Genomic DNA, 25,807 nt, shown 5'->3' with positions numbered 1-25,807 from the left:
GAGATAAAACATACGATAAGATGTGTAAAACACGAAAAACATCAATAAGTATGTGTCAGAGATTAAATACATCTTATATTATGTATTTGATTCAATTTACATTAAATTCGATGTATTTAATGAATAAAACATCTAAAGAGATGTTTAGGATGATGGCAGAGGAGGAGAAAACAATCCTCGGTCGCGCAAGAAGTGGTCGTTACCCCGGCGTCGGGTAAATCCGCTGCGGTCAAAGAATTCGAGAATCTGAATGGCCAGCTTGCGGCCAATGCCCAGCCGATCGCGAAAATCTGCGGCGCTGGTGCTACCTTGACTGGCATCCAGCTCACGAACTAAATCAGCAAACTGCTCAATACACTGACTCAGATAGTAGCGGTCCGGAACTATTGCGGTGATATGGCCCAGTTGCGCCGCTTTTCGTAGCAGGCTACGCATCTCATCTTCATCTATTGGCAGTGTGACGGCCAAATCACGTACCCACCACGGAGAATCAACAAAGTAGGGAGCGACTTGCTGCCATAACTCCTGCTCCTGCTCGGTAAATGCCAACCCATGCTGCGGTAGATGCAACCAGCCACGGGTATTTTTTAGCGCCCCTTGCACCAGCAAGTTATCAATCAGGCGAAATACCAAACCCTCATCTAATGTCGGCAATGCCATACGCCGCAAACGTGCACGGCCTAGCCCCAATTGATCGCCATGTTGCTGATGATATAAGCATAAAACATGTAATAGTGTCTGCTGCGCCTGCTGAGCATGTGGGGGTGACAACGCGATATCACCGGCCACAATGCTATTCGTGCTCGCCAGCAACGCGGCGGTATCAGCGTCTTTAAGCTGGCGCGCCCAACTGAACTTATGTATCGAGACCGGCCCTTGCGTCAAATGCAAATCCAAGACTTCACGATCACTGGTTGCCTGCGCCAACTCGGTTAACCAAGTCAAGAATGCTGGCTGCCGTTTGCCCCGTTTAGGGACCGCCAAATGAATGACCCGCGCACCGCCCAAGGTCTTCTTCGCGGCAATGTCTCGCAGGATTAAACGATCATTCTCAGCCAGCCAAAGAGGGTTATCCAGTAACAGCTCGGCCAATATCAATTGAGGTTTATCATCAGCGGGTTGTGGGCTGCTGAGCAGCGAAAAACGCCCGGTGATATGGCTGGCCGCATGGTGCAAATGCAGCGGTTGCCAATGCTGTATCGGCGCGTCTGCATCAACGACAACCAGCACGCGATCTAGCGCCTCTGGCGGCTGTTGCGCTAAGAGCCAGTCCCCGCGATTAATCTGTTGCTTGCTAATATCGCCGCTGATATTCAGGGCAATACGTTGACCGGCTTGCGCCTGCTGAGTATCTTGGTTTTGGGCATGGATACCACGAACTCGAACCGGGCAATCACCACCGGTGAGCCACAATGTATCGCCCACCGCGACCTTGCCTGCCAATGCCGTGCCAGTCACCACTAGACCGGCACCTTTCACACTGAATGCGCGGTCAATAGCCAGACGAAAACGCCGTTGCAACCGGCTGTTATTTTCATCTGGCGAATAACAGTGCGCCAAATGTTCGCGTAATTCACTGATACCCAGAGAGGTGGTCGCCGCGGTAACAAATAGCGTCACTTGCTCTGCTTGCCAGCCCTGTGCCGCCACTTCAGCCATCACCTGCTGGCGCACTTGGCTAATGCGCTCGTCATCAACTCGATCGGCTTTGGTTAGCGCGACCGTCAGTGTCGGATGCCCACTCAACCGTAAAATGGCCAAATGCTCACGGGTTTGTGCCATTACGCCGTCATCGCAGGACACCACCAGCAGAGCATGGTCGATACCGCCTATGCCAGCGAGCATATTGGCTAAAAACTTTTCATGGCCGGGCACGTCTATAAACCCGATAATAGTGCCGTCAGGTTGCGGCCAATAGGCATAGCCCAGATCAATCGTCATCCCGCGCTGTTTTTCTTCGGGTAGACGATCGGCATTCACGCCAGTAATAGCCTGTAAAAGTGTGGTTTTGCCGTGGTCAACATGACCCGCGGTTGCAATAATCATGGTGCCAATTCCCTGAGCAAGGTTGCTTCATCCTCGAGACAGCGTAAATCCAGCCATAAGCGCCCATCAGCGACGCGGCCAATCACAGGTTTAGCCAAACTGCGCCAGCGCTCGGTTAGCGCTTCCAAAGCACTGCCGCTGCCATCTTTGGGGGCAAACGTCACCGCCCAACTGGGTAATCTATCTACCGGTAACGAGCCGCTACCAATCTGCGACCAGCATGGCTCTACTGCCAGGGTAAAATGAGCATAATGGTCGGCCAACGCAGCCCGTACCCGCTGGGCACTCTCGGCGATAGCTTCTGCCGGGCGGGTCAGTAATCGCATGGTCGGTAATAGCTCGGTCAACCGGTCTGGCTGCTGATAGAGGCGCAAAGTCGCATCCAGCGCAGCCAGCGTCATTTTATCGGCCCGTAACACCCGCTTGAGTGGATGCTGCTGCAACTGGTCAATCCACTGTTTTTTACCCAGAATTATCCCTGCCTGAGGGCCACCCAGCAGCTTATCACCCGAGAAAGTGACCAAATCGACACCCGCCGCTATCAATTGCTGTGGCATAGGCTCGGCAGGTAAACCATAGCTAGACATATCGATAAGCGAACCGCTTCCCAGATCGGTGGCGGTAGGGATGGCAAACTCACGCCCCAAAGTGGCCAGTTGCTGCTCGGCAACCGATGCAGTAAAGCCTTCGATGCTGTAATTGCTGGTATGGACCTTCATCAACAGGCCGGTATGTTCATTGATAGCCTGACGATAATCTTTCAGATGCGTGCGGTTGGTAGTCCCCACTTCAACTAATTCACAACCAGCCTGGCGCATCACATCGGGAATGCGAAAAGCACCGCCAATCTCGACCAATTCGCCACGAGAAACCACCACCTGTTTCCCGGCCGCCATCACGGTTAACATCAGGAACACTGCCGCAGCATTGTTATTGACGATGCAAGCATCCTCAGCCCCGGTCAATTCACAGAGTAAATCCGCGACCGCCCGGTCACGATGACCACGACGCGCGCCACTCAGAGAATATTCCAGAGTCACGGCCCCGCGCATGGCGTCATTCACCGCGGAAATGGCAGATTCGGCCAACAGCGCGCGGCCTAAATTGGTATGCAGGACGGTACCGGACAGGTTAAAGACGGGTTTTAATGCGGGCTGACGTTGGCTTAACCGGTGACGTAGAGCAGCAGGCCAGTCGATACACCAATCAGCCAACCTATCAAATTGACGAATATGCTCTCTGGCCTCTAACTGCATCTGGCGTAAGGTTTCAGCCAATAGAACAGAGCCATATTCTGCCAGCAATGGTGCCATTTCAGGCTCACGCAGCAGGCGATCAATTGCCGGTAACTGACGGTATAACAAATGTGATTCTGCGCTCATAGTCACTCAGATATTCGTCACTCTGCGGGTGGATTAAACAGTATTGACGCTAGCATTAAGTATTATTCACCGGGAAACAAAAACGGATTGATACTGCTGCGGGCAAAACCTTCGCCTTCCATCTTGGCATCGAGAATCAGCGAGGCCAAATCATCGGCAACAGCTTCCACTTGAGGGTCTTTTTCCTGATACAAAATTTTCAGGTAAGTGCCGCAATCACCACAGCTTTCGGCTTTCACTGCCGCCAACTCGCTGTCCAATGACCAGTAGTTTAGATCTCGCGTCTGTTCGCAGTTACTGCATTTAATCCGCACCACATGCCACTCACTCTCACACAAGTTACAGTGCAAATAGCGCAAACCATTGTTGGTGCCAATATGTACCACACTGGATACCGGAATACTGCCACATACCGGGCAGAACTGACGGTGTTCACCATACTCTGCACGGGCTTTGCCAGGAATCTGGCTGGCCATTTGTGCCCAATACAGTGACAACGCAGCCCAAATAAATGGCGATTTTTCGCTACCAATCTGTGCAAACTCGCGGTTTAACAGCGCATCGGCGTACAGTTCCAGCTCATGCACCGAGGCCTTATCCAGATTATCCAATACCGCCTGAATATGGTCGGGGGCATCTGGGCGTAGCTCGGCGATCAGCGCTGACAGTAGCTTGCGCCAATGTTCAGTACGCGGAAAAACACTCAAATCCAGCGGTGGTTTACCGCTCGCCGCGGATTGCGCCAACTCGGCTTGCATATCCAGCACCAGCGGATGGTCATGCAGCGCTTTTTGCTGGGCTTGCGTAATTTTAGCCGCAAAGTCCAGATAGTCAGCTAATGGGTTATCCAGCGCTAACTGCTGCAAACGTTCAGTGCGCCGGGTATACAGACTTTTTAAATTCGCGAAAAGTAACGGCGGGATATTCCCCGCCGTTGTACCTTTTTCGCTCTGTTTTCCTAATTGATCTTTAGGAACAATGCGAATACTCATCAGGGTTTCTCTTCCTGTTTTTTCTGAAGCTGCCGTTTGGCGTTGACCTCACGATACCAACGTGGATGGTGCTTTTTAGCCCATGCTGCCGGTACCCAACCTTCCACCATCGCGGTAATCGTGCCTTTCACCCATAGGGCGGCATAGATATGCACCATAATCACGATAATCAATCCCACCGCCGCCAGTGAGTGCACTAACAGTGCCAGGCGAATCAGCGGAATCGGGAAAGAAGGCGCAAAGTAAGGCCGCCAAATCACCACGCCACTGGCCAGTAGCAGCACCAGACTGATAATAGCAGCCCAGAATACGCACTTCTGACCAAAATTATAGCGTCCAGTGTCGCCCACTTCCTCATTCATGGCAATTTTGTGGATATTTTTAGCCCATTCCAGGTCTTCCTTGTTAATCAAGTTATGTTTCCAGTAACGGAAAAACATGATCAGGAAGGCTGCGAACATAATCACCCCAGCGAAGGGGTGAAGGATGCGCGCTAGCTGGGGAGTACCAAAAATATTCATCAACCAGTTAAATGACGGGAAGAAGAACCCCAAACCACTGATAGCCGCCAGCATGAAACAGAAGGCAACTATCCAGTGGTTGATTCGCTCCGGCGCACTGTAGCGCTGGATCCGCTTTTCTTTTTTCATTTCCGCGTCTCCCCGTCGTCTGAGTGCTCAGCGGTGGTCTGCTCTGGTTCCTTAGGCGCAGTATCAGAAGGTGTGGCATCCGGCTTATGCTCTTCGTCCTCTTCTTCTTCAACCCGGTTCGGGCCGACACCAACGTAATGGAAGATACTGGCGGCAAAGGTGGCTGCAAAGCCAACCGCCGCCAGTGGTTTCCAGATACCTTTCCAGAAGGTCACTGTCGGGCTGATGGTCGGGTTCTCCGGCAAACCATGATAAAGCTGAGGTTTATCCGCATGATGCAGCACATACATCACGTGGGTACCGCCAACACCCGCCGGGTCATATAACCCAGCGTTATCAAAGCCACGGGTTTTCAGCTCCGCCACTCGGCCAGCAGCCACTTCCTTCATCGACTCTTTAGTACCAAAGTGAATCGCCCCGGTCGGGCAGGTTTTCACACAAGCAGGTTCCTGGCCGACACCCACGCGATCGACACACAAGGTACATTTGTACACCCGATTATCGTCTTTGTTCATGCGCGGCACATCAAACGGGCAACCGGCGATGCAATAACCACAACCGATACAGTGCTCTGACTGGAAATCAACGATGCCATTAGCGTACTGAATGATTGCCCCTTCCGACGGGCAAGCCTTCAGGCAGCCCGGGTCAGCACAATGCATGCAGCCATCCTTACGGATCAGCCATTCCAGCTTGCCGCTCTCTTCATCTTCAACTTCAGAGAAGCGCATCACCGTCCATGATTTAGCCGTCAAATCAGCGGGGTTATCGTACACCCCGACGTTATGACCCACTTCATCACGAATATCGTTCCACTCCGAACACGCCACCTGACAAGCTTTACAGCCAATACAGGTGGTGACGTCGATAAGCTTGGCCACCTCTTCCTGATGGTTACGATCCTGTGGCGGCGGCGTAAGGGAGTTGGTGCCGGAGCGCCGGATAATGTCTTGAGTTTGCAGTGACATAGGTTCTCTCCGTTACACCTTTTCCACGTTGACCAGGAACGCCTTAAACTCTGGCGTTTGCGTATTAGCGTCACCGACAAACGGCGTTAGGGTATTGGCCAGGAAGCCTTTTCTCGCCACCCCTTCGTATCCCCAGTGAATCGGAATACCAATGGTGTCCACTTCCTGTCCATGGACATTCAGTGTGCGAATACGTTTGGTCACCACCGCCTTGGCCTTGATATAGCCACGGTTGGAGCTGACTTTTACGGTATCGCCCTGTTTGATGCCCTTTTTCGCTGCCAGTTTTTCGCCAATTTCCACAAACTGTTCCGGCTGCGCGATAGCGTTGAGCAACGCGTGCTTAGTCCAGTAGTGGAAATGCTCGGTCAGACGATAAGTGGTACCGACATACGGGAATTGCTCATGAGAACCCATCGCGGCCAAATCGTCTTTAAATACACGGGCGGCCGGGTTAGATATCACATTCGGATGCAGTGGGTTGGTACCCAACGGCGTTTCGAATGGCTCATAATGCTCAGGGAATGGCCCTTCGGCCATTTTGTCGATGGCAAACAGACGCCCCATCCCTTCAGGCTGCATAATGAATGGCCCAACATCACTGCCCGGCGCAGCCGCGCTGTAGTCAGGAATATCAATCCCGGTCCATTTAGCACCATCCCACTCCAGCAACTGGCGTTTCGGATCCCAAGGTTTACCCTGTGGGTCGGCAGAAGCACGGTTATACAGAATGCGGCGGTTAAGCGGCCATGCCCATGCCCAGCCTAGCGTATTGCCAAGGCCGGATGGGTCTGCGTTATCACGCCGCGCCATCTGGTTACCCGCTGGCGTCCAGCTACCCGCAAATATCCAGCAACCACTGGCGGTGGTACCGTCATCACGCAAGTGAGCGAACGTACTAAGCTGCTCGCCTTTTTTGACTAAGATCTTGCCATCGGCATCGGTGATATCTGCCAGCGCCTTACCGTTGCTCTCCATTGCCACTTCTTCTGGCGCTGGATTTTCTGGGGTCAGGTAATCCCAGGTCATATTAAGCACCTGTTCTGGCACCGCACCGCCTTCCCGGCGATACATCTCGCGCATACGCATAAAGATGCCCGCCAGAATTTCACCGTCGTTCAGCGCTTCTCCTGGGGCATCAGCACCTTTCCAGTGCCATTGCAGCCAGCGGCCCGAGTTAACAATGGAGCCATTTTCTTCAGCAAAGCAACTTGATGGTAAACGGAACACTTCGGTCTGAATTTTCGACGGATCGACGTCGTTAAATTCACCGTGGTTTTGCCAGAAGTTCGCCGTCTCAGTATTGAGTGGGTCAATAGTGACCAAGAACTTCAGTTTCGACAGCGCCCCTACCACTTTGTTTTTGTTCGGGAATGAAGCAACCGGGTTAAAGCCTTGGCACAGATAGCCATTCACTTTGCCCTGCGACATCATCTCGAAATACTGCAAGACGTCGTAGCCTTTATCCCACTTCGGCAACCAGTCGTAGCCCCAGCTATTTTCTTTCTGGGCTTTATCGCCATAGAAGCTCTTCATCATACTGACAAAGAATTTCGGATAATTGCTCCAGTAGTTTACCTGGCCCGGCAACAGGGTTTTCGGCGTGTTGGCTTTGAGGTAAGTTTCAATATCTGGCTGTTTTTCTGACGGCAGGTTCATATAACCCGGCAGGCTTTGCGACAGCAAACCGAGGTCAGTCAGACCCTGAATATTAGAGTGACCGCGCAAGGCGTTCACGCCGCCGCCCGCCATGCCCATATTACCCAGCAGTAACTGAATCATCGCCATGGTACGAATGTTCTGCGCACCCACGGAGTGTTGCGTCCAGCCCAAGGCGTACAGGAATGAAGCCGTTTTATCGGCAGCACTGGTTTCAGCGATATATTCACATACCGTCAGGAAATCTTCTTTCGGCGTACCACAAATATTGGAGACCACATCCGGCGTGTAGCGGCTGATATGCTCTTTCAGTAGGTTCCACACACAGCGCGGGTCTTCCAGCGTGACATCGCGTTTCGCAAAGCCGTTTTCATCCAACTGGTAGTTCCAGGTGGTTTTGTCGTATTTGCGGTTTTCGGCGTCATAGCCACTGAACAGGCCATCATCGAAGGTAAAATCTTCCCGCACCAGCAAGCTGGCGTTGGTATAGGCTTCGACGTATTCGCGGTTAATTTTTTCGTTGGTGATCAGGTACAACAATACGCCGGACAGGAACGCAATATCGGTACCGGAGCGGATTGGCGTATAGAAATCGGCCACCGACGCAGTACGGGTAAAGCGCGGATCTATCACGATCAGCTTGGCATTGTTGTGGATCTTGGCTTCCATCGCCCAGCGGAATCCCACCGGATGCGCTTCTGCCGCATTACCGCCCATGACGATAATTAAATTCGCGTTCTTGATATCAACCCAGTGGTTGGTCATCGCACCGCGACCAAATGTTGGAGCAAGACTTGCTACCGTTGGTCCGTGTCAGACACGTGCTTGGTTGTCTACGGCAAGCATGCCGAGAGCGCGACTAAATTTCTGGGTCAAATAACCCGTTTCATTACTGGATGCCGAGGCACACAGCATACCGGTACTCAGCCAACGGTTGACGGTAACACCGGCGTCGTTGGTCTTAATGAAGTTAGCGTCCCGGTCTTCTTTCATCAGCTTGGCAATGCGGGTAAAAGCATCATCCCAAGTGATTCTCTGCCATTTATCAGAACCCGGCGCGCGGTATTCGGGATATTTCAGGCGGCTTTCGCTATGGATAAAGTCCACCAGGCCGGCACCTTTTGGACAAAGTGCCCCACGGTTTACCGGGTGATCCGGGTCCCCTTCAATGTGGAAAATACTCTCTTTGGCGTTTTTCGCGCCGTCGCCGAGGCTATACATCAAAAGCCCGCAACCGACAGAGCAATATGTGCAGGTATTCCGCGTTTCACGGGCGCGCAGCAATTTATAATTGCGCGTTTCCGCTAGCGCCACTGACGGCGTAAAGCCGAGTGCCGCGACCGTGGTTCCCGCCATACCGCCAGCGCAGATCTTAAAGAACTGCCTTCTGCTGACCTGCATGGGTCTCTCCTTCATCTCACGATTGTTACAGTGTTTTACCCTTCATACTTCGAGCGATATGTGCGTTGGCTGCTGTCGCTCACCCAAATCACTTACTTAACTAAGCTCATTGGGACTCATTCGCTTGCCACCTTCATGCAACTCGAATTATTTTGGGTATGAATTTAAAATTCAGTCCACGCTTCCCTCAACGAAATGGGAGGCGTTAAAATCGCTTACGCGATATCCAGCTTTTCAGTGTGGGATACATTTCTGATAACAGAATATAGCCACACTATTCTTGATGTGAATGTTACCACATTGTGATTATGGGTTATAACTTTCAGGACCGCATAGTGAGCCAGATCAAACCTTCAGAAAATGACCTTTCCACCGAAATTTGCGGTGCCAAACAACTTAACGTGCTACAGCGTCATCAAATGACAGAGCCACAACTGGATTGGCTGGCGGAAGAAGTGCCGGTAGCGCTGGTGTATAACGGTATTTCTCATGTGGTGATGATGGCGACCCCCAAAGATTTAGAAGCTTTCGCTCTCGGGTTTTCGCTCTCGGAAGGCATTATTTCTGCACCAAACGAAATCTATGCCATTGATGTCACTCCCAGTTGTAACGGCATCGAAGTTAATATCGAGTTATCCAGCCGCCGTTTTGCTGGCCTAAAAGAACGCCGTCGCGCGATGGCGGGCCGCACGGGATGTGGTGTCTGCGGTATTGAGCAGTTGGACGATATTTTCCGCCCCATCGAACCACTGCCTTTCACACAAACCTTTAATTTAAATCAATTGGACCGCGCGCTTTCACAACTCAAGCACGTACAAACTGTAGGGCAACTGACGGGTTGTACTCATGCAGCGGCCTGGATTACTCCACAAGGGGAATTATTGGGAGGGTGTGAAGATGTCGGCCGCCATGTAGCACTGGATAAGCTGCTAGGAATTCGGGCCAAACAGCCCTGGCAGCAAGGTGCGGTATTGGTTTCCAGCCGTGCCAGCTATGAGATGGTGCAGAAAACCGCCATGTGCGGTGCCGAAATTTTATTTGCTGTTTCTGCTGCAACAACCTTAGCGGTTGAAGTGGCAAACCGCTGTAATTTAACCCTAGTCGGCTTCAGTAAACCCGGCAGAGCCACGGTATATACCCATCCGCAGCGCATCAGTTAAAAGCGCACTTAAGCACTGTGCAAGAGTGCATTTTTCCCGTATGATTATTCAACTGCCTAACGGATGAGGCTGAGAATGGATAAGCATAAAAAGAGAAGTATCGGCAGTTTTCGCGATACGTGGCTTGAGGGTTTCTTCGAGCACGGCGGCAGGCACCGAAAAATACCCGCAAGTATAGAAAATGTGCTTGCCAGAAAGCTGGATATTATAAACGCCGCAATAAGTTATAAAGATTTACGCTCACCCCCCGCCAATCGTTATGAGGAGCTGAATCCGCCATTAGAAGGCTACTCTTCTATTCGTATTAATGATCAGTACCGACTTATTTTTGTGTGGGCGAATGGCAAGGCCAACGATTTATACCTTGATGCGCATGGTTACAAGAAGCACAGATAGTCATCTCAGTGCCATTTAGGGCTGAAGAAAATAGTTTGAGGAAAATAATATGGTCCAAGCACAGCGCAAGCCAACCTCTGTTGGTGACGTCTTGTTGTATGAATATATTGAGCCGACAGGCATAAAAATTAATGATCTGGCGGAAATGCTTCAGGTGCATAGGAATACCATCAGCGCCTTGGTTAACAATAACCGCAAACTGACCACAGATATGGCATTTAGATTAGCTAAAGCATTTGATACTTCTGAAGAGTTTTGGATAAATCTTCAGGCCAATGTTGATATTTGGGAAGTACAAAATGACAACCGAATTCAAGAAGAGCTGAGTCGGGTAATCACATTAGATGATTTCCTTAAACGGAAAGAAAAATCTAAAAAATTAGCGTGATATTAATGTTCTAAGATCCCACGCATAAACGCTTGCTCGTTGATTCAACCTCAAAAACCATACAAACTGTACGGCATTGATAATCATTTTCAATATCATTTAATTAACTATAATGATCCGAATGCTTACGCGGTGCTTACTTTTTTTGCGCCGCCCTACACCTACGGAGACGATGATTATGAGTTACTCACTGCCATCCCTGCCTTATGCTTATGATGCCCTGGAACCACACTTCGATAAGCAGACGATGGAAATCCATCACACCAAACACCACCAAACCTATGTTAACAATGCGAACACGGTGTTGGAGAGCTTCCCTGAGCTGGCTAAACTGAGTGTTGAAGATCTGATCAAAGATCTGGACAAAGTTCCTGCTGAAAAACGCACTTTCATGCGTAACAATGCCGGTGGCCATGCTAACCACAGCCTGTTCTGGAAAGGCCTGAAATTAGGCACGACCCTGACTGGTGACCTGAAAGCAGCTATCGAACGCGACTTCGGCAGCGTTGACAGCTTCAAAGAGAAATTTGAACAAGCTGCGGCCACTCGCTTCGGTTCAGGCTGGGCCTGGCTGGTGCTGAAAGACGACGGCAAACTGGCGGTTGTTTCTACTGCTAACCAAGACAGCCCGCTGATGGGTGAAGCTGTTTCTGGTGCATCTGGCTTCCCAATTGTGGGCCTGGATGTGTGGGAACATGCTTACTACCTGAAATTCCAAAACCGTCGCCCAGACTACATCAAAGCATTCTGGAACGTGGTTAACTGGGACGAAGCAGCAGCGCGTTTCGCTCAAGCCAAGTAATTAGCGAAAACTCGCAAACGTATCTTTAATCGTGCCAGCAAGGCCTCCTTGCTGGCATTTTTTATTGTTAAAGTTTAGCCAATTCCTGCCGATAGATTGTACAAGAAGGTTGCTGGCATTTATGGCATGAGTCTATGAATGTTGTCACAAAAACGTTTGGGAAAAGTACTCTTGCCAAGGCTGTTCCACGTTCATCCAGTCCCCTTCATTCCTCTAATAATTAGACTCCCCAAAACTCACCTACGCTGATTGATTTGCAGCACAAACACCGCATAACGGAGAAGAACATGGCAGCATTTAGCAAAGTTTTTGGTAACTTTGAAAACATGAAGGTTGGTAAAAAGCTGGGATTAAGCTTTTTTCTGATGTTGTTGTTAGTTGGGATCATCGCTGGTACCACCGCTTATCATTTCTCCGTCATTGAAGAACATGCTTATAAAGTCGATCTAAGTTACAAAATAAATGATGAAGCCAATCAGGCAAAATATAACCGTGCGCTCTATGAACGGACCTATGACCTGCAATACATCAAAGAAAATTCGCAACATATCAATAATATAAAAAATCTTTTAACCCAAAGCGAAGAGCTGAGTTGGTCGGCAGAGAATCGTAAAATTATTGGCGGTATTGCCGATGTGGTTGAGGAATATCTGCAACAACAAAGCAATTTCGTGAATGCCGTGACCCATAAAGATGATGTGCGAAAAAGTTGGAATATCTCTGAAACCCAGAAGAACCTCAACGAGTTACAACAAAGCTTGCTCAATGAAGGGGCGGATACCAACACCCAGATTTTACTGGCAGAGATGAATCAGAAATTAATGACCGTGCGCTATAACGCGCGCGGTTTATTGCTGGATCGCAACCAGGAGGCAGAATCATCGCTGATTACCTCAATCAATATTGCCAACAGTGCGGCGAATGCTTTTATGCCGGTATTATCAGCCGACCAACAAAAGCTATTGCTCCCTGTCATCTCTAGCCTCAGTGCCTATAAAGACAATGTGCTGGCCTATCTACCGGCTTATCAGCAAGAGCTGGAAGTGGGAAAAGTGATGGAAGCCAATGCCAATGAGCTGAATAAACTCGCGACTCATCTATTCACCCAAGAGTTGCAAGGCACTCACGACGAAATTAATAATGCACAATTGCAATTAGCCATCGCGGCCATTGCCGCCCTGCTGTTCGGCTTGTTGATCTCGTGGCGTATGACCCGCCAAATTACGGTGCCACTGCGCACCACTCTGGCAATGGCTGAACGTATCGCCACCGGGGATTTAACTGCGGCGACCACATCAAATCGTACTGATGAACTGGGCCTGCTGATGAATGCCGTTGCCCGAATGAATGAAAATCTGCGCGCCATGATTGATGAAATCCGCATTGGCGTCAGCCAAGTCTCTCATGCTTCCGGCGAGATTGCGGCCGGTAACACTGATTTATCATCCCGTACCGAGCAACAAGCCGCTGCTGTAGAGGAAACTGCCGCCAGCATGGAACAGTTGAATGCCACGGTTAAACAGAATGCCGACAATGCCCACCACGCCAATCAACTGGCAACCGAGGCATCACAAACCGCCCAACAAGGTGGCAAGCTGGTCAATGATGTGGTGCGCACCATGAACGATATCTCTGGCAGCTCTAAACGTATTTCTGAAATCACCTCGGTGATTAACAGCATTGCATTCCAGACCAATATTTTGGCACTGAACGCCGCGGTCGAAGCTGCTCGCGCCGGTGAGCAAGGCCGTGGTTTTGCTGTGGTCGCGAGCGAAGTTCGCAATCTGGCACAACGCAGTGCGCAGGCGGCAAAAGAAATTGAAGGGCTGATTGGCGAGTCGGTATCACAAGTGAATGCGGGTACATCATTGGTACAAAATGCGGGTCAAACCATGGAAGATATCGTCCGCTCCGTGACCCATGTGCGCGATATTATGGCCGAAATTGCCTCAGCGTCTGATGAGCAAAGCCGCGGCATCACGCAAGTGAGCCAAGCTATTTCTGAAATGGACAGCACCACACAACAGAATGCCGCGTTAGTGGAAGAGTCTGCCGCCGCCGCTGATTCACTGGCCGAGCAAGCTATCTTACTGGCACAAGCGGTCGCGGTGTTCCGGCTGTCTGAATCAGAGGCTGAAACCAGCCAAAGTCATAGCGCGCCATCTGCACCTAAAAATACCTCAACACCTCGCCCAGCCCCCGAGACGCGTAATAGTGCTGCGCAAGATAACTGGGAAACGTTCTGATTGTTGGCTAAACCTTGGAACCCTGCCGTCGGGCAGGGTATTCTGACACTCCCTTTCAGACGCAGACAAGGAGAGCAGATGAAATATCCACAGGTTTATATCGGTAAAATCGAACCTTATAGCGGCAGTTCCCCAAGTGCTATTGGCAAACGCCAGGTACAGGGCGGCATTATGCTCACCTCTCTAGGGTTAGAAGGGGATGAACAAGCTGAAACCCGCTTCCACGGCGGCCCGGATCGCGCTTTATGCCATTACCCACGTGAACATTACCAGCACTGGGTGCAGCAATTTCCGACACAGGCCGATATTTTCTCGCCTCCCGCTTACGGTGAGAATCTATCCACCCTCGGTATGACCGAAAAAAATGTGTATATGGGAGATATCTATCGCTGGGGCGGTGCCATTATTCAGGTAACCCAACCGCGCTCACCTTGCTACAAACTCAACTTCCATTTTGCTATCGAAGATATGTCGGTATTGATGCAACAAACCGGCTACTGCGGCTGGCTGTATCGCGTGATTTCGCCCGGTAAAGTCAGCGACAGCCATCCATTAACGTTACTCGCACGAACCAGCGATATTTCAGTGTCTGAGGCCATCGCCATCGCCTGGCATATGCCATTCGATGAAGAACAGTACCGCCGCCTATTGGGCGTCTCAGGGTTATCCGCCAGTTGGAGCAAAACCATGCTGACGCGCATTGCTGAAGGAAAAATCGAGGATTTTAATCGGCGCTTGCGGGGAAATAGCGAGATATCAAGAGGTGGTTAACAGTTAAACATCACCAAGTCCTTCGATAAATTTGACTGCATCTCAATTGAGATACAAAATAGATTTATTGATGAGGAGGCTAAAATGGCTACACACACCACAATGTTGCATGTCCGTATTGATGATGACATTAAGAAACAAGCAACCACGGCACTCAATGCGATGGGCCTTTCTGTTTCCGACGCTGTCCGTTTATTTTTAAATCGCGTCGTCGCTGATCAGGCATTTCCATTTGAATTGAAAGTACCTAACACACAAACACGTGCGGCTATGCAGGAAGCAGAAGAGATTGTTCGCACTCGCGACGCACGCTTTACCACTTCTGATGAGTTATTTATTGAACTTGAAAAAGGCAACAGTAAGTAAGCGAACGACAATGCCAAGGACGGCAGACTATACGAAAGACTTCCTTAAAGACTGGGAAAAGCTGTCCCGCAGTGGCCGTTATGATATGCACCGACTGAAACAGGCAATGTTGCTACTGATTTCAAATGATATGCCTCTAGGTGCTGAATGGTTAGATCACTCTCTTAAAGGAGATTGGCAAGACTTCCGAGAATGTCATGTTGGCGGGGATTTCTTACTCATCTACAAATTAAGCAATCACAGCAAGACCAGCCAGATTGTTTTTGTCCGAACAGGGACACACGCTGAACTCTTTGAGTGATGAGCCGACAAAAACAAACCGGGTGGCGGCTGATACCGCGCACCCAGGTTTATCAGAAGTGGTAATTAGAAGGCTTTTTTGGCGTAACCGGTCACTTCTTTCAGGCCCATTTCACGGCCTAATGCAGTCATTGGATGCACTACCACAATACCGCGTGCCGCTTTTTTCAAAGAGCCCATATCAGCCTGCTCTTTCTTAGTAATTGGGCGACTGAATGGCAGTTGAGCCAATTTCTGAGCTTCAGCACTGAGGTTTTTGACCCGCACTTCCTTCAAACGCTGAATTTCAGCTGCCAGCTTCTCTTTTTCTTTCATATGTTGCGCAATTAAATCCACATTCCCCTGCTGAATAACAGTAGGATCTTTATGGTTCAGCGCATCCAGCATATCGCTTAGACGTTTGATTTCTGCATGTTCTTTCATAGTATTTGCCCGTACATGCCGCTGATGGGCACGATATTTCGCTAAAGTTGGAGATAGGATAGCACTGATTGTGCATCAAGATGGATAGTGTATCAGGATGCACGCCTTTCGGCAGCAGCCTCCTGTAACGGCTGCCACTGCATTCCGGCCGGTTCACCACTCATTTCACATGCAGCCGCCCCCAACCGCTCTAATGCTTCGGTATAGCGGCTGTTGAATGGATAACAGCACGATAGACGGAAGGCATGACGATAACGACCACTGGGTGAATAAAGCGTGCCGGGGGTCAGGCAAATTTGTTCCTGCAATAATTGATGGAACAGCGCGACAGTATCGACACTGTCAGGGAACTCGACCCAGAACACAAAGCCACCCGCGGGTTGGGTTACTTTGGTGCCACGTGGAAAGCTGCGAGTAATCAATTGTTGGGCAAGCTGGACCTGTTGCGCATAGCGGCGGCGCAAACTGCGCAAGTGGTGGTCATAGCCACCCGACTCAAGAAACAGTGCCAGCGTTTCTGAGAGCAACATGGGTTCCGCCATCGAAGAAACCGCTTTTAGCTTATGGAGTGCTTCTGCAAAGCGCCCACCATCAATCCAACCGATACGGAAATCCGGCGCCAGTGTTTTGGTAAAACTGGAGCAAAACAGTACCCAACCATCACGATCAAATGCTTTGACCGCTGGCGATAACGTCGAACCAAATTGAATTTCGGCGTATAAACCATCTTCAATCAATGGCACCTGATGATCGTTCATCAACTGTGCCAGCCGTTTTTTCGCCGCCAGTGGCATGGTGTAACCCAATGGATTCTGTACCGTTGGCATAGCAATCAGTGCATTTAATCGCCCTTCTTCAAGCAGTAATTCCAACACATCCAATGATAAACCCTGCTGCGGATCCGTGGGAATCTCCACCGCTTTCAGGCCCAGGCTGGCCAGCAATGGCATCAGATAGAAATAGGTTGGCGACTCCAGCCCGACGCAATCCCCCGGTTTGGTCGTCACGCGCAGAGCCAATTGCAGCGCCTCCATACAACCGTGGGTAATGGTGATATCAGCAGGACTGGCCAGCATCCCCAGCGTCATGGCACGGCGAGCGATTTGTTGCCGCAACCGCTGGCTGCCAGGTGGCAAGGAATATTGGCTGATTAGCTGGGGCTCACGGCGCAGCAGTGATGCCATAATGCGCCCCAGTTTAGCACTGGGATAAAAATCCCCGGTTTGCGGGCAGGCGAGCGAAATATTGGTAAATCGCGGGTTTTGCTGCGCGGCAAATACGGTATCAATCAAATCCAGCACTTCATCCACTGGCTTGCCCACCGTGGCAGTTGGCACCACGGCTGTCGATGGGCTACAGACGTAAAAACCTGACTGTGGGCGAGCCTCAATCAAGCCGCGGTCTTCCAGTGTACGATAAGCCGCCACCACGGTATTGATACTCACTTGATGGCTTTGCGCACAGCTGCGTACCGATGGCAGGCGACTGCCCGCCAGCAAACTGCCATTTTTAATGGCCTGCGCCAAATTGTCAGCCACTTGCAAGTAGCGGATTTCATTCATAACCAGGGACATGGTGACAGTTCTCCGCAGGATCAATGGGTACAGTTTCGGCTGATGCAAACTGTACCCATAACAATAGATAACTTCTGCTTCTGACGCTATAGCCGATTGCTGTTTATGCTGAATCTCTTCGTAATATAATTATTTACCCAAAGTCATTGGAATTGCAGGTAGGCAGCAAACGAACAAATCCCGATGAGCTTATTCAAGTAAGTGATGCGGGTAAGTGAGTGTAGCTAACACCCCTGCGGTTTCAAGAACGAAGGGTACAGAGGAATTCCCCATGCTGGACAGTGCTTTTATCAGTTACGTCACCGTTATGTCGATCACTCCCGGCCCGAATAACCTGCTGTTAGCCGCCTCCGGCGTCAATTTTGGTTTGCGCCGAACCTTGCCGATGATGTTGGGGATTACCTTTGGTTGTGCATTACAGTGCGCACTAACCACCACACTGCTGGCATTGATTCTTAGTTGGGTGGGTATTATTCGCCTCCCTCTGGTGACGCTGGGGGGGGGCTATTTATTGTGGTTATCTTGGAAGATTTTTAATTCTGGCACCCCCAATGCGCGAGATAGCGAGCGACCAATGGGATTTATTCAGGGGGCATTATTTCAAGCGGTTAACCCAAAAGCCTGGCTGATGGCAATGAATGTCGCCATTTTATTCACACCACGTGAAGGGGCAACACTGAGCCATACCTTGCTGATTATGACTGGCTTTGCCTTATTGAATTTGCCTTGTGTCGCGGTTTGGGCGGTGATGGGCGACCAATTGCGTCATGCACTGCGCGTTAATTGGAAGTTGCGGTTATTCAATGGCGTGATGGGCGGCTTGATGGCAATCACCGCATTGTGGCTGCTAGTGGACGAATGGCTAAGTGTCTTACTTGCTTAAATCAGGCGTGACCAAGGGGTGAGAGCTTAGAAACTTGTTTTTGACTGATGCGGGAGAGCAATTCAGTAATCGAGAGCACCATAGTTGAGCGCACCATTTGCTGATAACGCTGGCGTTGCATGGCAATCAGCGAAGCATCGGCTTCATCTGGACGCAAGAATGTCGGCACTGGTGGCAGCTCAGCAACACAATGTAATTCGCCAAATGGCCCGAGGATTTCGTCATCAGTAAAGCGATACTCGGTGCCATCATGGTTCAGCTCTTCGCGCAGCGCCATCAGTAGCTCCGCATCTTCATATTCATGCCGGGTAATAACGCCGAGGGCATAAACCAGCTTCAACCTGACGGATAATTCCCCTAGCGGCCCATCCCCGACCAGCAATGGCTCCACAGCATATTTCACCGCGTAGTCATCTTTACGAAAAACCTGCACTACGAGAATATTGAGCGCTTCTGCCAATAATTCGACAGCAGCCATCAAGAAACTCCGAACGGTCTTACCCGCGTTCAGATGTTCTAGTACCCGATTCTCAAAGGCCTGTGTTTTTTCAATCATCGTTTGTCACTGGATATGAGGCTACTAAAGGATAAATACCGTGCAATGTGGCACGGTATTTATCACCTAACGCAACCGGCTTGGTTCTTAACGGAATCAGTGCGTCAGCTTGTCCTGCATGGCGTTATACACACTCACCGCCTGTTCGACAACCTCACTATCAGCAGGCAGACCTGAAATTTGCGCTAACGCAGCTTTCGGCCCTAACTTTGCCAACAATTCAACCAGTTCCTGTGCTTGTGGGTCCTGTTCACTACGATAACTCATCGCGGCGGCAATACCTGTGACCAAATTATCGTGTGGTAACTGATATTCCAGTGTCCCTAACAGCGGTTTGATCAAACGGTCACCGGCACTCAGTTTACGCAGTGGCTGACGGCCAACGCGCTCCACATCATCGTGTAGGTAAGGGTTTTCAAAGCGGGAGAGGATTTTATTGATATAAGCGGCATGTTTTTGTGGTTCAAAAGCATAACGTTTAATCAGCACCGCACCACTTTCTTCCATTGCGCCTTTCACAACCTGGCGTATAGCAGGATCCAGAATAGCGTCACGAATGGTCTGATGACCGGCAAGCTGACCCAAATAGGCTGTAATGGCATGGCCAGTGTTCAATGTGAAGAGTTTGCGCTCCACGAAGGCCATCAAGTTGTCCGTGAGTTCCATACCGGCGATTTCTGGTGGCAGCCCTTTAAACTGGGTGCCATCGACAATCCACTCGCTGAAGGTTTCTACCGTTACGGCCAGAATATCGGTGCTGCCTGCTTCTGACGGCGGCACAATGCGGTCTACTGCAGAATCAACAAAACCAACATGTTGCTCAACCCACGCCTGTTCGCTTTCGGGTAAAGCGGCAAAAACATGCTGTTTCAACTGGCTGGTGCCACGCACCATATTCTCACAAGCAATAATATTCAGTGGGCGGGTGTTGCCTTGTTGATGGCGGGCAATCAGACCTTGTGCCACAGTACCGGCGATGCGGGCCAGAATTTGTGGGCCAACGGCGGTGGTGACAATATCCGCTTGCGCAATCAGCTCGATCACTTCCGGGCTACCACTGTTGACGGCGCTAACATTCTTCACTTCTTCAACACGCGCTTGTTCGCCAACAATATTAACCGGATAACTCTTACGCTTGTTTAGCTCATCCAACAGGGGTTGGTTAACATCGGCGAAAGTCAGTTGCGCACCGGCATCAGCAAGAAGTTTACCAATGAATCCCCGGCCAATATTACCTGCGCCAAAATGCAATGCTTTCATATTCGTTACCTTTTGCTGTAAAAGGGCCGTTTACTCCCAACGGCCCTATTCAGGTTGCGGTGGTTATCCGGCAGCACCGGATAACACATTTCGCTATTCAGTTATGACTTTTTACCGCCCAGTAAATCCAGAACTTCTTGTACGCTGGTTGTTTTACTTAAACGTTCAATGACAGAGTCATCATCCAGCGCATTTGTCAGGCTAGTAATGACCTGAATGTGCTCATTATTACGGGCGGCAATACCAATAACCAAACGCGCCACTTCGTCTTCTTCTTCGCCAAAGCGCACGCCGTCTGGGTATTGGCAGAACACAACACCGGTTTTCAGCACGCGGTCTTTCGCTTCAATCGTACCATGGGGTACAGCAATAGATTCGCCCAAATAAGTGGAGGTCAGTTTTTCACGTTCTAACATCGCTTCAACATATTCTGGCTCGACATAGCCCCCTTTCACCAACTGCTCACCCGCAAAGCGAATAGCTTGCTCTTTGGCTGTAGCATGTTGATTGAGGAAGATATTCTCGGCGCCCAGTCGGAATAGATTGGCTTCTGAGGGTTCAAAGCTATCATCCAATTTTTCAATCACTTTCTGAGCTTTCGTCGCAGCATCGCTAGCTTCAACCAGACGTGCCGTCAGGTTGCTATACAGCTGACTGTCGAGGAAGTTAGTCAGTGAGATATGCTGTGCCTGCGGTGCATGGCGCATCGCTCGCTCAGTTAAATCACGGTGCGTGATAACTAAGTCGACATCTTCCGGCAAGTTGTTAATGGCACAGTTAGTGACCGAGATATACTTCAGACCCGCATCTTGTACTTTCTTGCGCAACACACCGGCACCCATTGCGCTGGAACCCATGCCCGCATCACAAGCAACGATAATTTTACGCACCGTGCTCAAGTCGCCAGCAGCAGCTGCGGCATTGGCGGCTTGTGCGCCTTTAGATTGCGCTTTCATATCCTGCATACGACGAGTTGCGTCTTCCAGGTTATCTTCATCTTCGTCTTTGACTTTAGAGGTTTTCAGCAAGATAGCTGACACCACGAAGGACACGGCAAAGGCTGCGGCAACAGCAGCAATGTTAGCGAAATAGGCACCTTTAGGTGTCATCGCCAATACTGCCAAGATAGAACCAGGAGAAGCTGGAGATACCAGACCGCCATTCAGCACAGTCAGTGTGAACACGCCAGTCATACCGCCCAGAATGACCGCCAGCAATAAGCGTGGGTTCATCAGAACGTATGGGAAATAGATTTCGTGGATACCACCGAAGAAGTGGATGATAGCCGCGCCGCCAGCAGACTGCTTGGCGTTGCCTCGGCCGAAGAACATATAAGCCATCAACACGCCCAAACCTGGACCTGGGTTAGCTTCGATCAGGAAGAAGATAGACTTACCGGTTTCTGTCGCCTGCTGGATACCCAGAGGTGAGAAGATACCGTGGTTAATGGCGTTATTCAGGAACAGGATTTTAGCCGGTTCAACAAAGATAGACGTCAATGGCAGCAGGTTATTCCGCACCATGACATGCACGCCAGCGGCCAACACTTTAGACAGCACTTCTACCAATGGGCCAATCGCCATAAAGGCCAAAATCGCCAACAGCATACCGATAATGCCGGCTGAGAAGTTGTTAACCAGCATCTCAAAGCCGCTTTTGATTTTACCGTCAACCCAACGGTCAAAGCGCTTGATTGCCCAGCCACCTAATGGGCCTGCAATCATCGCACCGAGGAACATTGGCATATCCGCACCAACGATAACCCCCATGGTGGTGATAGCACCCACCACACCACCACGATCGCCACCGACTAAACGACCACCGGTAAAACCGATCAGTAGTGGAAGCAGGTAAGTGATCATCGGGCCAACCAGCTTGGCTAGCGTTTCATTTGGCAGCCAACCCGTTGGAATAAACAGTGCGGTAATAATACCCCAGGCGATAAACGCGCCGATATTGGGCATAACCATGTTACTGAGGAATCGGCCAAAATTTTGAATTCTGACCTTTGCGTCTGGTGAAAACATAAAACACCCCTATTGGTACGCGCTAGCAATAAGAGCGCGATATAATTGTTTTGTTGAGGCAGTTCTGCAAAACCCGCCGGTGTTATCGAATACAAACACGCTGTATGCAAAACAAACTTTAGCATGCTCTTTTACTCACGCGTAGCTCACCCCTTCAATGTGATACATATCACATTAAAACCCCCACCATAGGGGTGGATTTGTTGACGAAGATCACACTATTGAAGTGTAAGAAAGCCACAGAGGATAATTTTTAAGCTAAAAACCGCATTTAACGTGATTGATATCACATTTTTAGGTGGTAAGTTTGTTTTTAAAATGTGACATAAGTCACAAGTTATTTTTGCTCGCAGAGGGGATATGAGACATTCATCGACCTAATGTCTACGACTGGGCAAGTCACTTGGCAAATGTGTAATAAAACAACAATGGTAAATGAAACACTCGATTTCTTGGTTTTAAGGCAGAGTTTTGCTAATAAAAGCACATTTAAGTAGCCGAGGGGCATCATATAAGTAGCCGAGGGGCATCATAGCGGTAGGTCATAGGGCGGGTAAGTGATACCAGCACAAACGCCAGATAGCAAAAGGGGCCCAATAGGCCCCCATCATCAAAACATCGTACTCAGAGTGTAAACAAATTACTGCATAACACTCATGACACTTTTCTGTGCTGCCATCATCGCCGGATACTTGGCGACTAGGTTTGCCATCATCGCGTTATATTGTGCAGCTTGCTGTGCGGTCTGGAATTGAACGCCACCATTATTGAAGGTGACCTGAGTGCCCTGCTGTTGCAGGAAATCTCCAACCTGCGCCAAGTCCTGCACAAAGGCAGAAACCACCGGAACTGCCGGGATCAATACATTGGTCGGCTGAGTCACCACATTATCGAAGACTTTATTAAACACGACTTTCAAGTCATCGGGTTGCTTCAACGCGGCCACTGCGGTATCGGCCTGTGTTTTAGCGGTACGAATCTGCTGCACTAATAGGTTCAATGCACCTGCTGACTGCTGTAAAGCATCGCGCTTATTAAGATAATCTTGCGCCACACGAATCTCATTGATTTGTGCAATTGCTGGCGTCAGGCTGGCATCCACAGATTTACCGAGTTGCTGTGAAAAAGTCACTAAAATCGCGTAATCGCTAACATAAGGGCCAAACTTCTGCTTTTGATCTTCACTCAGTGTTGGCAGTTTCATCCCACTGCGCATCACTGTGTTTTGCAGATAATCAATAAAAGCCTTACGTTGTTCTGGCTCTTTATCCCCGCAGGCGGTCAATTGGAACACCACCAGTAACGCCAGTAATGGCGCCAACCAACGTGAATATCGGGTCGTATTCAGTGCAAAAGTCATGTGAAGCTACTCCTGTAATAAGTACTTATTTTCACAAAATCCCATTCTTATCACTGGGTGTGAGTGATAAGAATAGCTAAGGGGAGCGATATACGCTCCCCTGTGACTAGCCGAATACAGGATTACTGCAACAGCGAAATATCAGCAACCTGCAAGAACAGCTCGCGTAACTTGCTCAACAATGTGAGGCGGTTTATCCGCACAGCATCGTCTTCAGCCATTACCATTACGCTTTCAAAGAACTCATCGATTGTTTCACGCAACGCCGCCAGTTCCACCAGAGCTTCCTGATATTGACCCGCAGCAAATACCGGTTCCAGCTTATCGCGCAGTACCACCAAATGTGTGGCCAATTTCAGTTCTGCCGGCTCTTTTAACACCGAAGCATGAACATGATCATTCAGCGTATCAGTGGATTTAGCCAGAATATTCGACACACGTTTGTTTGCCGCAGCCAATGCCGCGGCAGCATCCAGGGTGCGGAAATACGTCACCGCTTTCACCCGGGCATCAAAATCAGCCGGTTTAGTGGGACGACGAGCCAGTACCGCCTGAATAGTATCGACACTATGACCTTCATCCTGATACCAGGCGCGGAAGCGGCCGAGCATGAACTCAATCACTTCATCGACGACTTTGGCGTTAGTCAGCTTAGCCCCGTACAGGCGCACAGCTTCTTCGGTCAACGTTTGCAGATCAAGCGGCAAGTTCTTCTCGACGATAATACGCAGCACACCCAACGCCGCACGGCGCAGAGCAAATGGGTCTTTATCGCCTTTCGGATGTTGGCCGATACCAAAAATGCCTGCCAGCGTGTCCATTTTATCGGCAATCGCCAATGCACAGGCCACCGGATTAGATGGCAAGTCATCGCCAGCAAAACGTGGCTGATATTGCTCATTCAGCGCCACCGCAACGTCTTCAGCTTCACCATCGTGACGGGCATAGTGCATCCCCATCACACCTTGGGTGTCGGTGAATTCGAACACCATATTGGTCATCAGGTCGCACTTGGAGAGTAAACCTGCACGAGTGGCATGGTTAACATCAGCACCAATTTGTGCAGCAACCCAACCGGCCAGCGCTTGGATACGATCAGTTTTATCACGCAGGGTGCCCAGTTGCTGTTGGAACAGCACGGTTTCCAAACGCGGTAAATTATCTTCCAGACGTTTTTTGCGGTCAGTGTTAAAGAAGAACTCGGCATCCGCCAGACGTGGGCGCACAACCTTCTCATTGCCCGAAATAATCTGCTGAGGATCTTTCGACTCGATATTGGTAACGAAAATAAAGTTGGGCAGCAAATTACCCGCCGCGTCGTAAACCGGGAAATACTTCTGGTCACCCTTCATGGTGTACACCAGCGCTTCCGCAGGAACGGCCAGGAATTTCTCTTCAAACTTAGCCGTCAACACTACCGGCCACTCAACCAGTGAAGCCACTTCTTCCAGTAAGCTTTCACTCAGATCAGCAATACCGCCAATCTTCTGTGCCGCCAGTTCCGCATCACGTTTTATGATGGATTTACGCAATTCATAATCAGCGATAACTTTGCCGCGCTCCAGCAACACCTGCGGGTACTGATCGGCATTATCGAGAGTGAATTCGGCTTCGCCCATAAAGCGGTGACCACGAATAACGCGGTCTGAATCGATACCCAGCACCGTGCCAGGAATCAATTCGCTCCCCAGCAACAGGGTCACGGTATGAACCGGACGAACAAATTGGGTTTCTTTATCACCCCAACGCATCAGTTTTGGAATTGGCAGCTTGCTGAGTGCAGCATTGACCATCCCTGCCAGTAGAAGTTGTGCTGATTGCCCTTTTACATGGGCGCGATACAGCAGCCATTCACCTTTATCAGTGACCAGACGCTCGGCCTGCTCCACCGTAATACCACAACCCCGCGCCCAACCTTCGGCCGCTTTGCTTGGTTTGCCTTCAGCATCAAATGCTTGTGCAATCGCCGGGCCGCGTTTTTCAACTTCACGGTCAGCCTGAGCGGCGCTTAAATTCATCACTTTTAATGCTAAACGACGTGGTGCGGCATACCAAATCACCTCACCATGGGGCAGATTGGCGTTATCCAATTCAGCGGTGAAGTTGGCAGCAAAAGATTCGGCCAGAGAACGAAGAGCCTTCGGCGGCAACTCTTCTGTGCCGATTTCCACCAGGAAAGTCTGTTGAGTCATGACAG

Annotated in this window: 22 protein-coding genes; 9 read left to right on the top strand and 13 right to left on the bottom strand. The window is 50.1% G+C overall.

Going from position 1 to position 25,807, the window contains the following annotated elements; translation table 11 throughout:
• Positions 1–144: 144 nt before the first annotated feature.
• From selB to fdnG, 6 genes are all read right to left on the bottom strand, one after another.
• A complete protein-coding gene (gene selB / locus N0H69_RS00285; protein WP_050151876.1) occupies positions 145–2,046 on the bottom strand; it encodes a selenocysteine-specific translation elongation factor in 1,902 nt (633 codons plus the stop codon).
• A complete protein-coding gene (gene selA / locus N0H69_RS00280; RefSeq protein ID WP_050145995.1) occupies positions 2,043–3,428 on the bottom strand; it encodes an L-seryl-tRNA(Sec) selenium transferase in 1,386 nt (461 codons plus the stop codon). Before selA ends, selB begins: the two co-directional genes overlap by 4 nt.
• 62 nt (positions 3,429–3,490) lie before the next feature.
• A complete protein-coding gene (gene fdhE / locus N0H69_RS00275) occupies positions 3,491–4,420 on the bottom strand; it encodes a formate dehydrogenase accessory protein FdhE (RefSeq protein ID WP_050123816.1) in 930 nt (309 codons plus the stop codon).
• A complete protein-coding gene (gene fdoI, locus N0H69_RS00270; protein WP_050109231.1) occupies positions 4,420–5,070 on the bottom strand; it encodes a formate dehydrogenase cytochrome b556 subunit in 651 nt (216 codons plus the stop codon). Before fdoI ends, fdhE begins: the two co-directional genes overlap by 1 nt.
• A complete protein-coding gene (gene fdxH / locus N0H69_RS00265) occupies positions 5,067–6,038 on the bottom strand; it encodes a formate dehydrogenase subunit beta (RefSeq protein WP_050109232.1) in 972 nt (323 codons plus the stop codon). The genes fdoI and fdxH overlap by 4 nt, the downstream gene beginning before the upstream one ends.
• Positions 6,039–6,050: 12 nt before the next feature.
• Positions 6,051–9,098: a formate dehydrogenase-N subunit alpha gene (fdnG, locus tag N0H69_RS00260; RefSeq protein WP_151420028.1), complete on the bottom strand. Its 3,048-nt coding sequence runs from the start codon at positions 9,096–9,098 to the stop codon at positions 6,051–6,053.
• A gap of 308 nt (positions 9,099–9,406) precedes the next feature.
• Here fdnG and fdhD point away from each other — a divergent pair, with 308 nt between their 5' ends.
• The 8 genes from fdhD (at position 9,407) to N0H69_RS00220 (ending at position 15,528) form a co-directional block, all read left to right on the top strand.
• Entirely contained in the window at positions 9,407–10,258 is an 852-nt protein-coding gene (gene fdhD / locus N0H69_RS00255; protein WP_172665459.1) for a formate dehydrogenase accessory sulfurtransferase FdhD, read from the top strand.
• Positions 10,259–10,333: 75 nt separating this feature from the next.
• The gene (locus tag N0H69_RS00250; protein WP_050109236.1) at positions 10,334–10,654 is read left to right on the top strand and encodes a type II toxin-antitoxin system RelE/ParE family toxin; all 321 of its coding nucleotides are present in this window, start codon (positions 10,334–10,336) and stop codon (positions 10,652–10,654) included.
• A 49-nt stretch (positions 10,655–10,703) separates the two neighbouring features.
• Positions 10,704–11,042 (top strand): HigA family addiction module antitoxin, encoded by a 339-nt coding sequence (locus tag N0H69_RS00245; RefSeq protein ID WP_050109237.1) that lies wholly within the window; start codon positions 10,704–10,706, stop codon positions 11,040–11,042.
• 178 nt (positions 11,043–11,220) lie between these two features.
• A complete protein-coding gene (sodA, locus tag N0H69_RS00240; RefSeq protein ID WP_050099416.1) occupies positions 11,221–11,844 on the top strand; it encodes a superoxide dismutase [Mn] in 624 nt (207 codons plus the stop codon).
• Between the two features lie 287 nt (positions 11,845–12,131).
• Positions 12,132–14,090 carry a methyl-accepting chemotaxis protein gene (locus N0H69_RS00235; protein ID WP_050151870.1) on the top strand — a complete coding sequence of 653 codons (1,959 nt, stop codon included), beginning with the start codon at positions 12,132–12,134 and terminating at the stop codon, positions 14,088–14,090.
• 78 nt (positions 14,091–14,168) lie between these two features.
• Entirely contained in the window at positions 14,169–14,861 is a 693-nt protein-coding gene (gene yiiM / locus N0H69_RS00230; protein WP_050151868.1) for a 6-hydroxyaminopurine reductase, read from the top strand.
• An 84-nt stretch (positions 14,862–14,945) separates the two neighbouring features.
• Positions 14,946–15,227 carry a type II toxin-antitoxin system RelB/DinJ family antitoxin gene (locus N0H69_RS00225; protein ID WP_050123827.1) on the top strand — a complete coding sequence of 94 codons (282 nt, stop codon included), beginning with the start codon at positions 14,946–14,948 and terminating at the stop codon, positions 15,225–15,227.
• Positions 15,205–15,528: a type II toxin-antitoxin system YafQ family toxin gene (locus N0H69_RS00220; protein ID WP_253272122.1), complete on the top strand. Its 324-nt coding sequence runs from the start codon at positions 15,205–15,207 to the stop codon at positions 15,526–15,528. The genes N0H69_RS00225 and N0H69_RS00220 overlap by 23 nt, the downstream gene beginning before the upstream one ends.
• A gap of 65 nt (positions 15,529–15,593) precedes the next feature.
• Here the strand turns inward: N0H69_RS00220 and N0H69_RS00215 are convergent, their stop codons facing one another.
• A complete protein-coding gene (locus tag N0H69_RS00215) occupies positions 15,594–15,950 on the bottom strand; it encodes a YibL family ribosome-associated protein (RefSeq protein ID WP_050109241.1) in 357 nt (118 codons plus the stop codon).
• 92 nt (positions 15,951–16,042) lie between these two features.
• The gene (locus N0H69_RS00210; RefSeq protein ID WP_050109242.1) at positions 16,043–17,524 is read right to left on the bottom strand and encodes an aminotransferase-like domain-containing protein; all 1,482 of its coding nucleotides are present in this window, start codon (positions 17,522–17,524) and stop codon (positions 16,043–16,045) included.
• Between the two features lie 271 nt (positions 17,525–17,795).
• Between N0H69_RS00210 and N0H69_RS00205 the strand changes: the two genes are divergently transcribed.
• Complete coding sequence (locus N0H69_RS00205) at positions 17,796–18,407, top strand: LysE family translocator (protein ID WP_050151867.1); 612 nt, start codon at positions 17,796–17,798, stop codon at positions 18,405–18,407.
• A 1-nt stretch (position 18,408) separates the two neighbouring features.
• On the opposite strand, the gene N0H69_RS00200 is transcribed toward N0H69_RS00205, so the two are convergent.
• From N0H69_RS00200 to glyS, 5 genes are all read right to left on the bottom strand, one after another.
• Positions 18,409–18,963 (bottom strand): MltR family transcriptional regulator, encoded by a 555-nt coding sequence (locus N0H69_RS00200; protein ID WP_019212698.1) that lies wholly within the window; start codon positions 18,961–18,963, stop codon positions 18,409–18,411.
• Positions 18,964–19,059: 96 nt separating this feature from the next.
• Positions 19,060–20,223 carry a mannitol-1-phosphate 5-dehydrogenase gene (locus N0H69_RS00195; RefSeq protein ID WP_050151865.1) on the bottom strand — a complete coding sequence of 388 codons (1,164 nt, stop codon included), beginning with the start codon at positions 20,221–20,223 and terminating at the stop codon, positions 19,060–19,062.
• A gap of 101 nt (positions 20,224–20,324) precedes the next feature.
• On the bottom strand, positions 20,325–22,250 hold the full coding sequence (locus N0H69_RS00190) for a PTS mannitol transporter subunit IICBA (RefSeq protein ID WP_050109245.1): 1,926 nt from the start codon (positions 22,248–22,250) through the stop codon (positions 20,325–20,327).
• Between the two features lie 640 nt (positions 22,251–22,890).
• Positions 22,891–23,610 (bottom strand): DUF3053 domain-containing protein, encoded by a 720-nt coding sequence (locus N0H69_RS00185; RefSeq protein ID WP_050109246.1) that lies wholly within the window; start codon positions 23,608–23,610, stop codon positions 22,891–22,893.
• 122 nt (positions 23,611–23,732) lie between these two features.
• Positions 23,733–25,802, bottom strand: coding sequence for a glycine--tRNA ligase subunit beta (gene glyS, locus N0H69_RS00180; RefSeq protein ID WP_050109247.1), 2,070 nt, complete (start codon positions 25,800–25,802; stop codon positions 23,733–23,735).
• Positions 25,803–25,807: the final 5 nt, after the last annotated feature.

The organism is Yersinia alsatica (assembly GCF_025133195.1).
Taxonomy (GTDB): Bacteria; Pseudomonadota; Gammaproteobacteria; order Enterobacterales; family Enterobacteriaceae; genus Yersinia; species Yersinia alsatica.
Note: the sequence above shows the minus strand (reverse complement) of the source record. Positions and strands in the feature narration are given on the sequence as shown.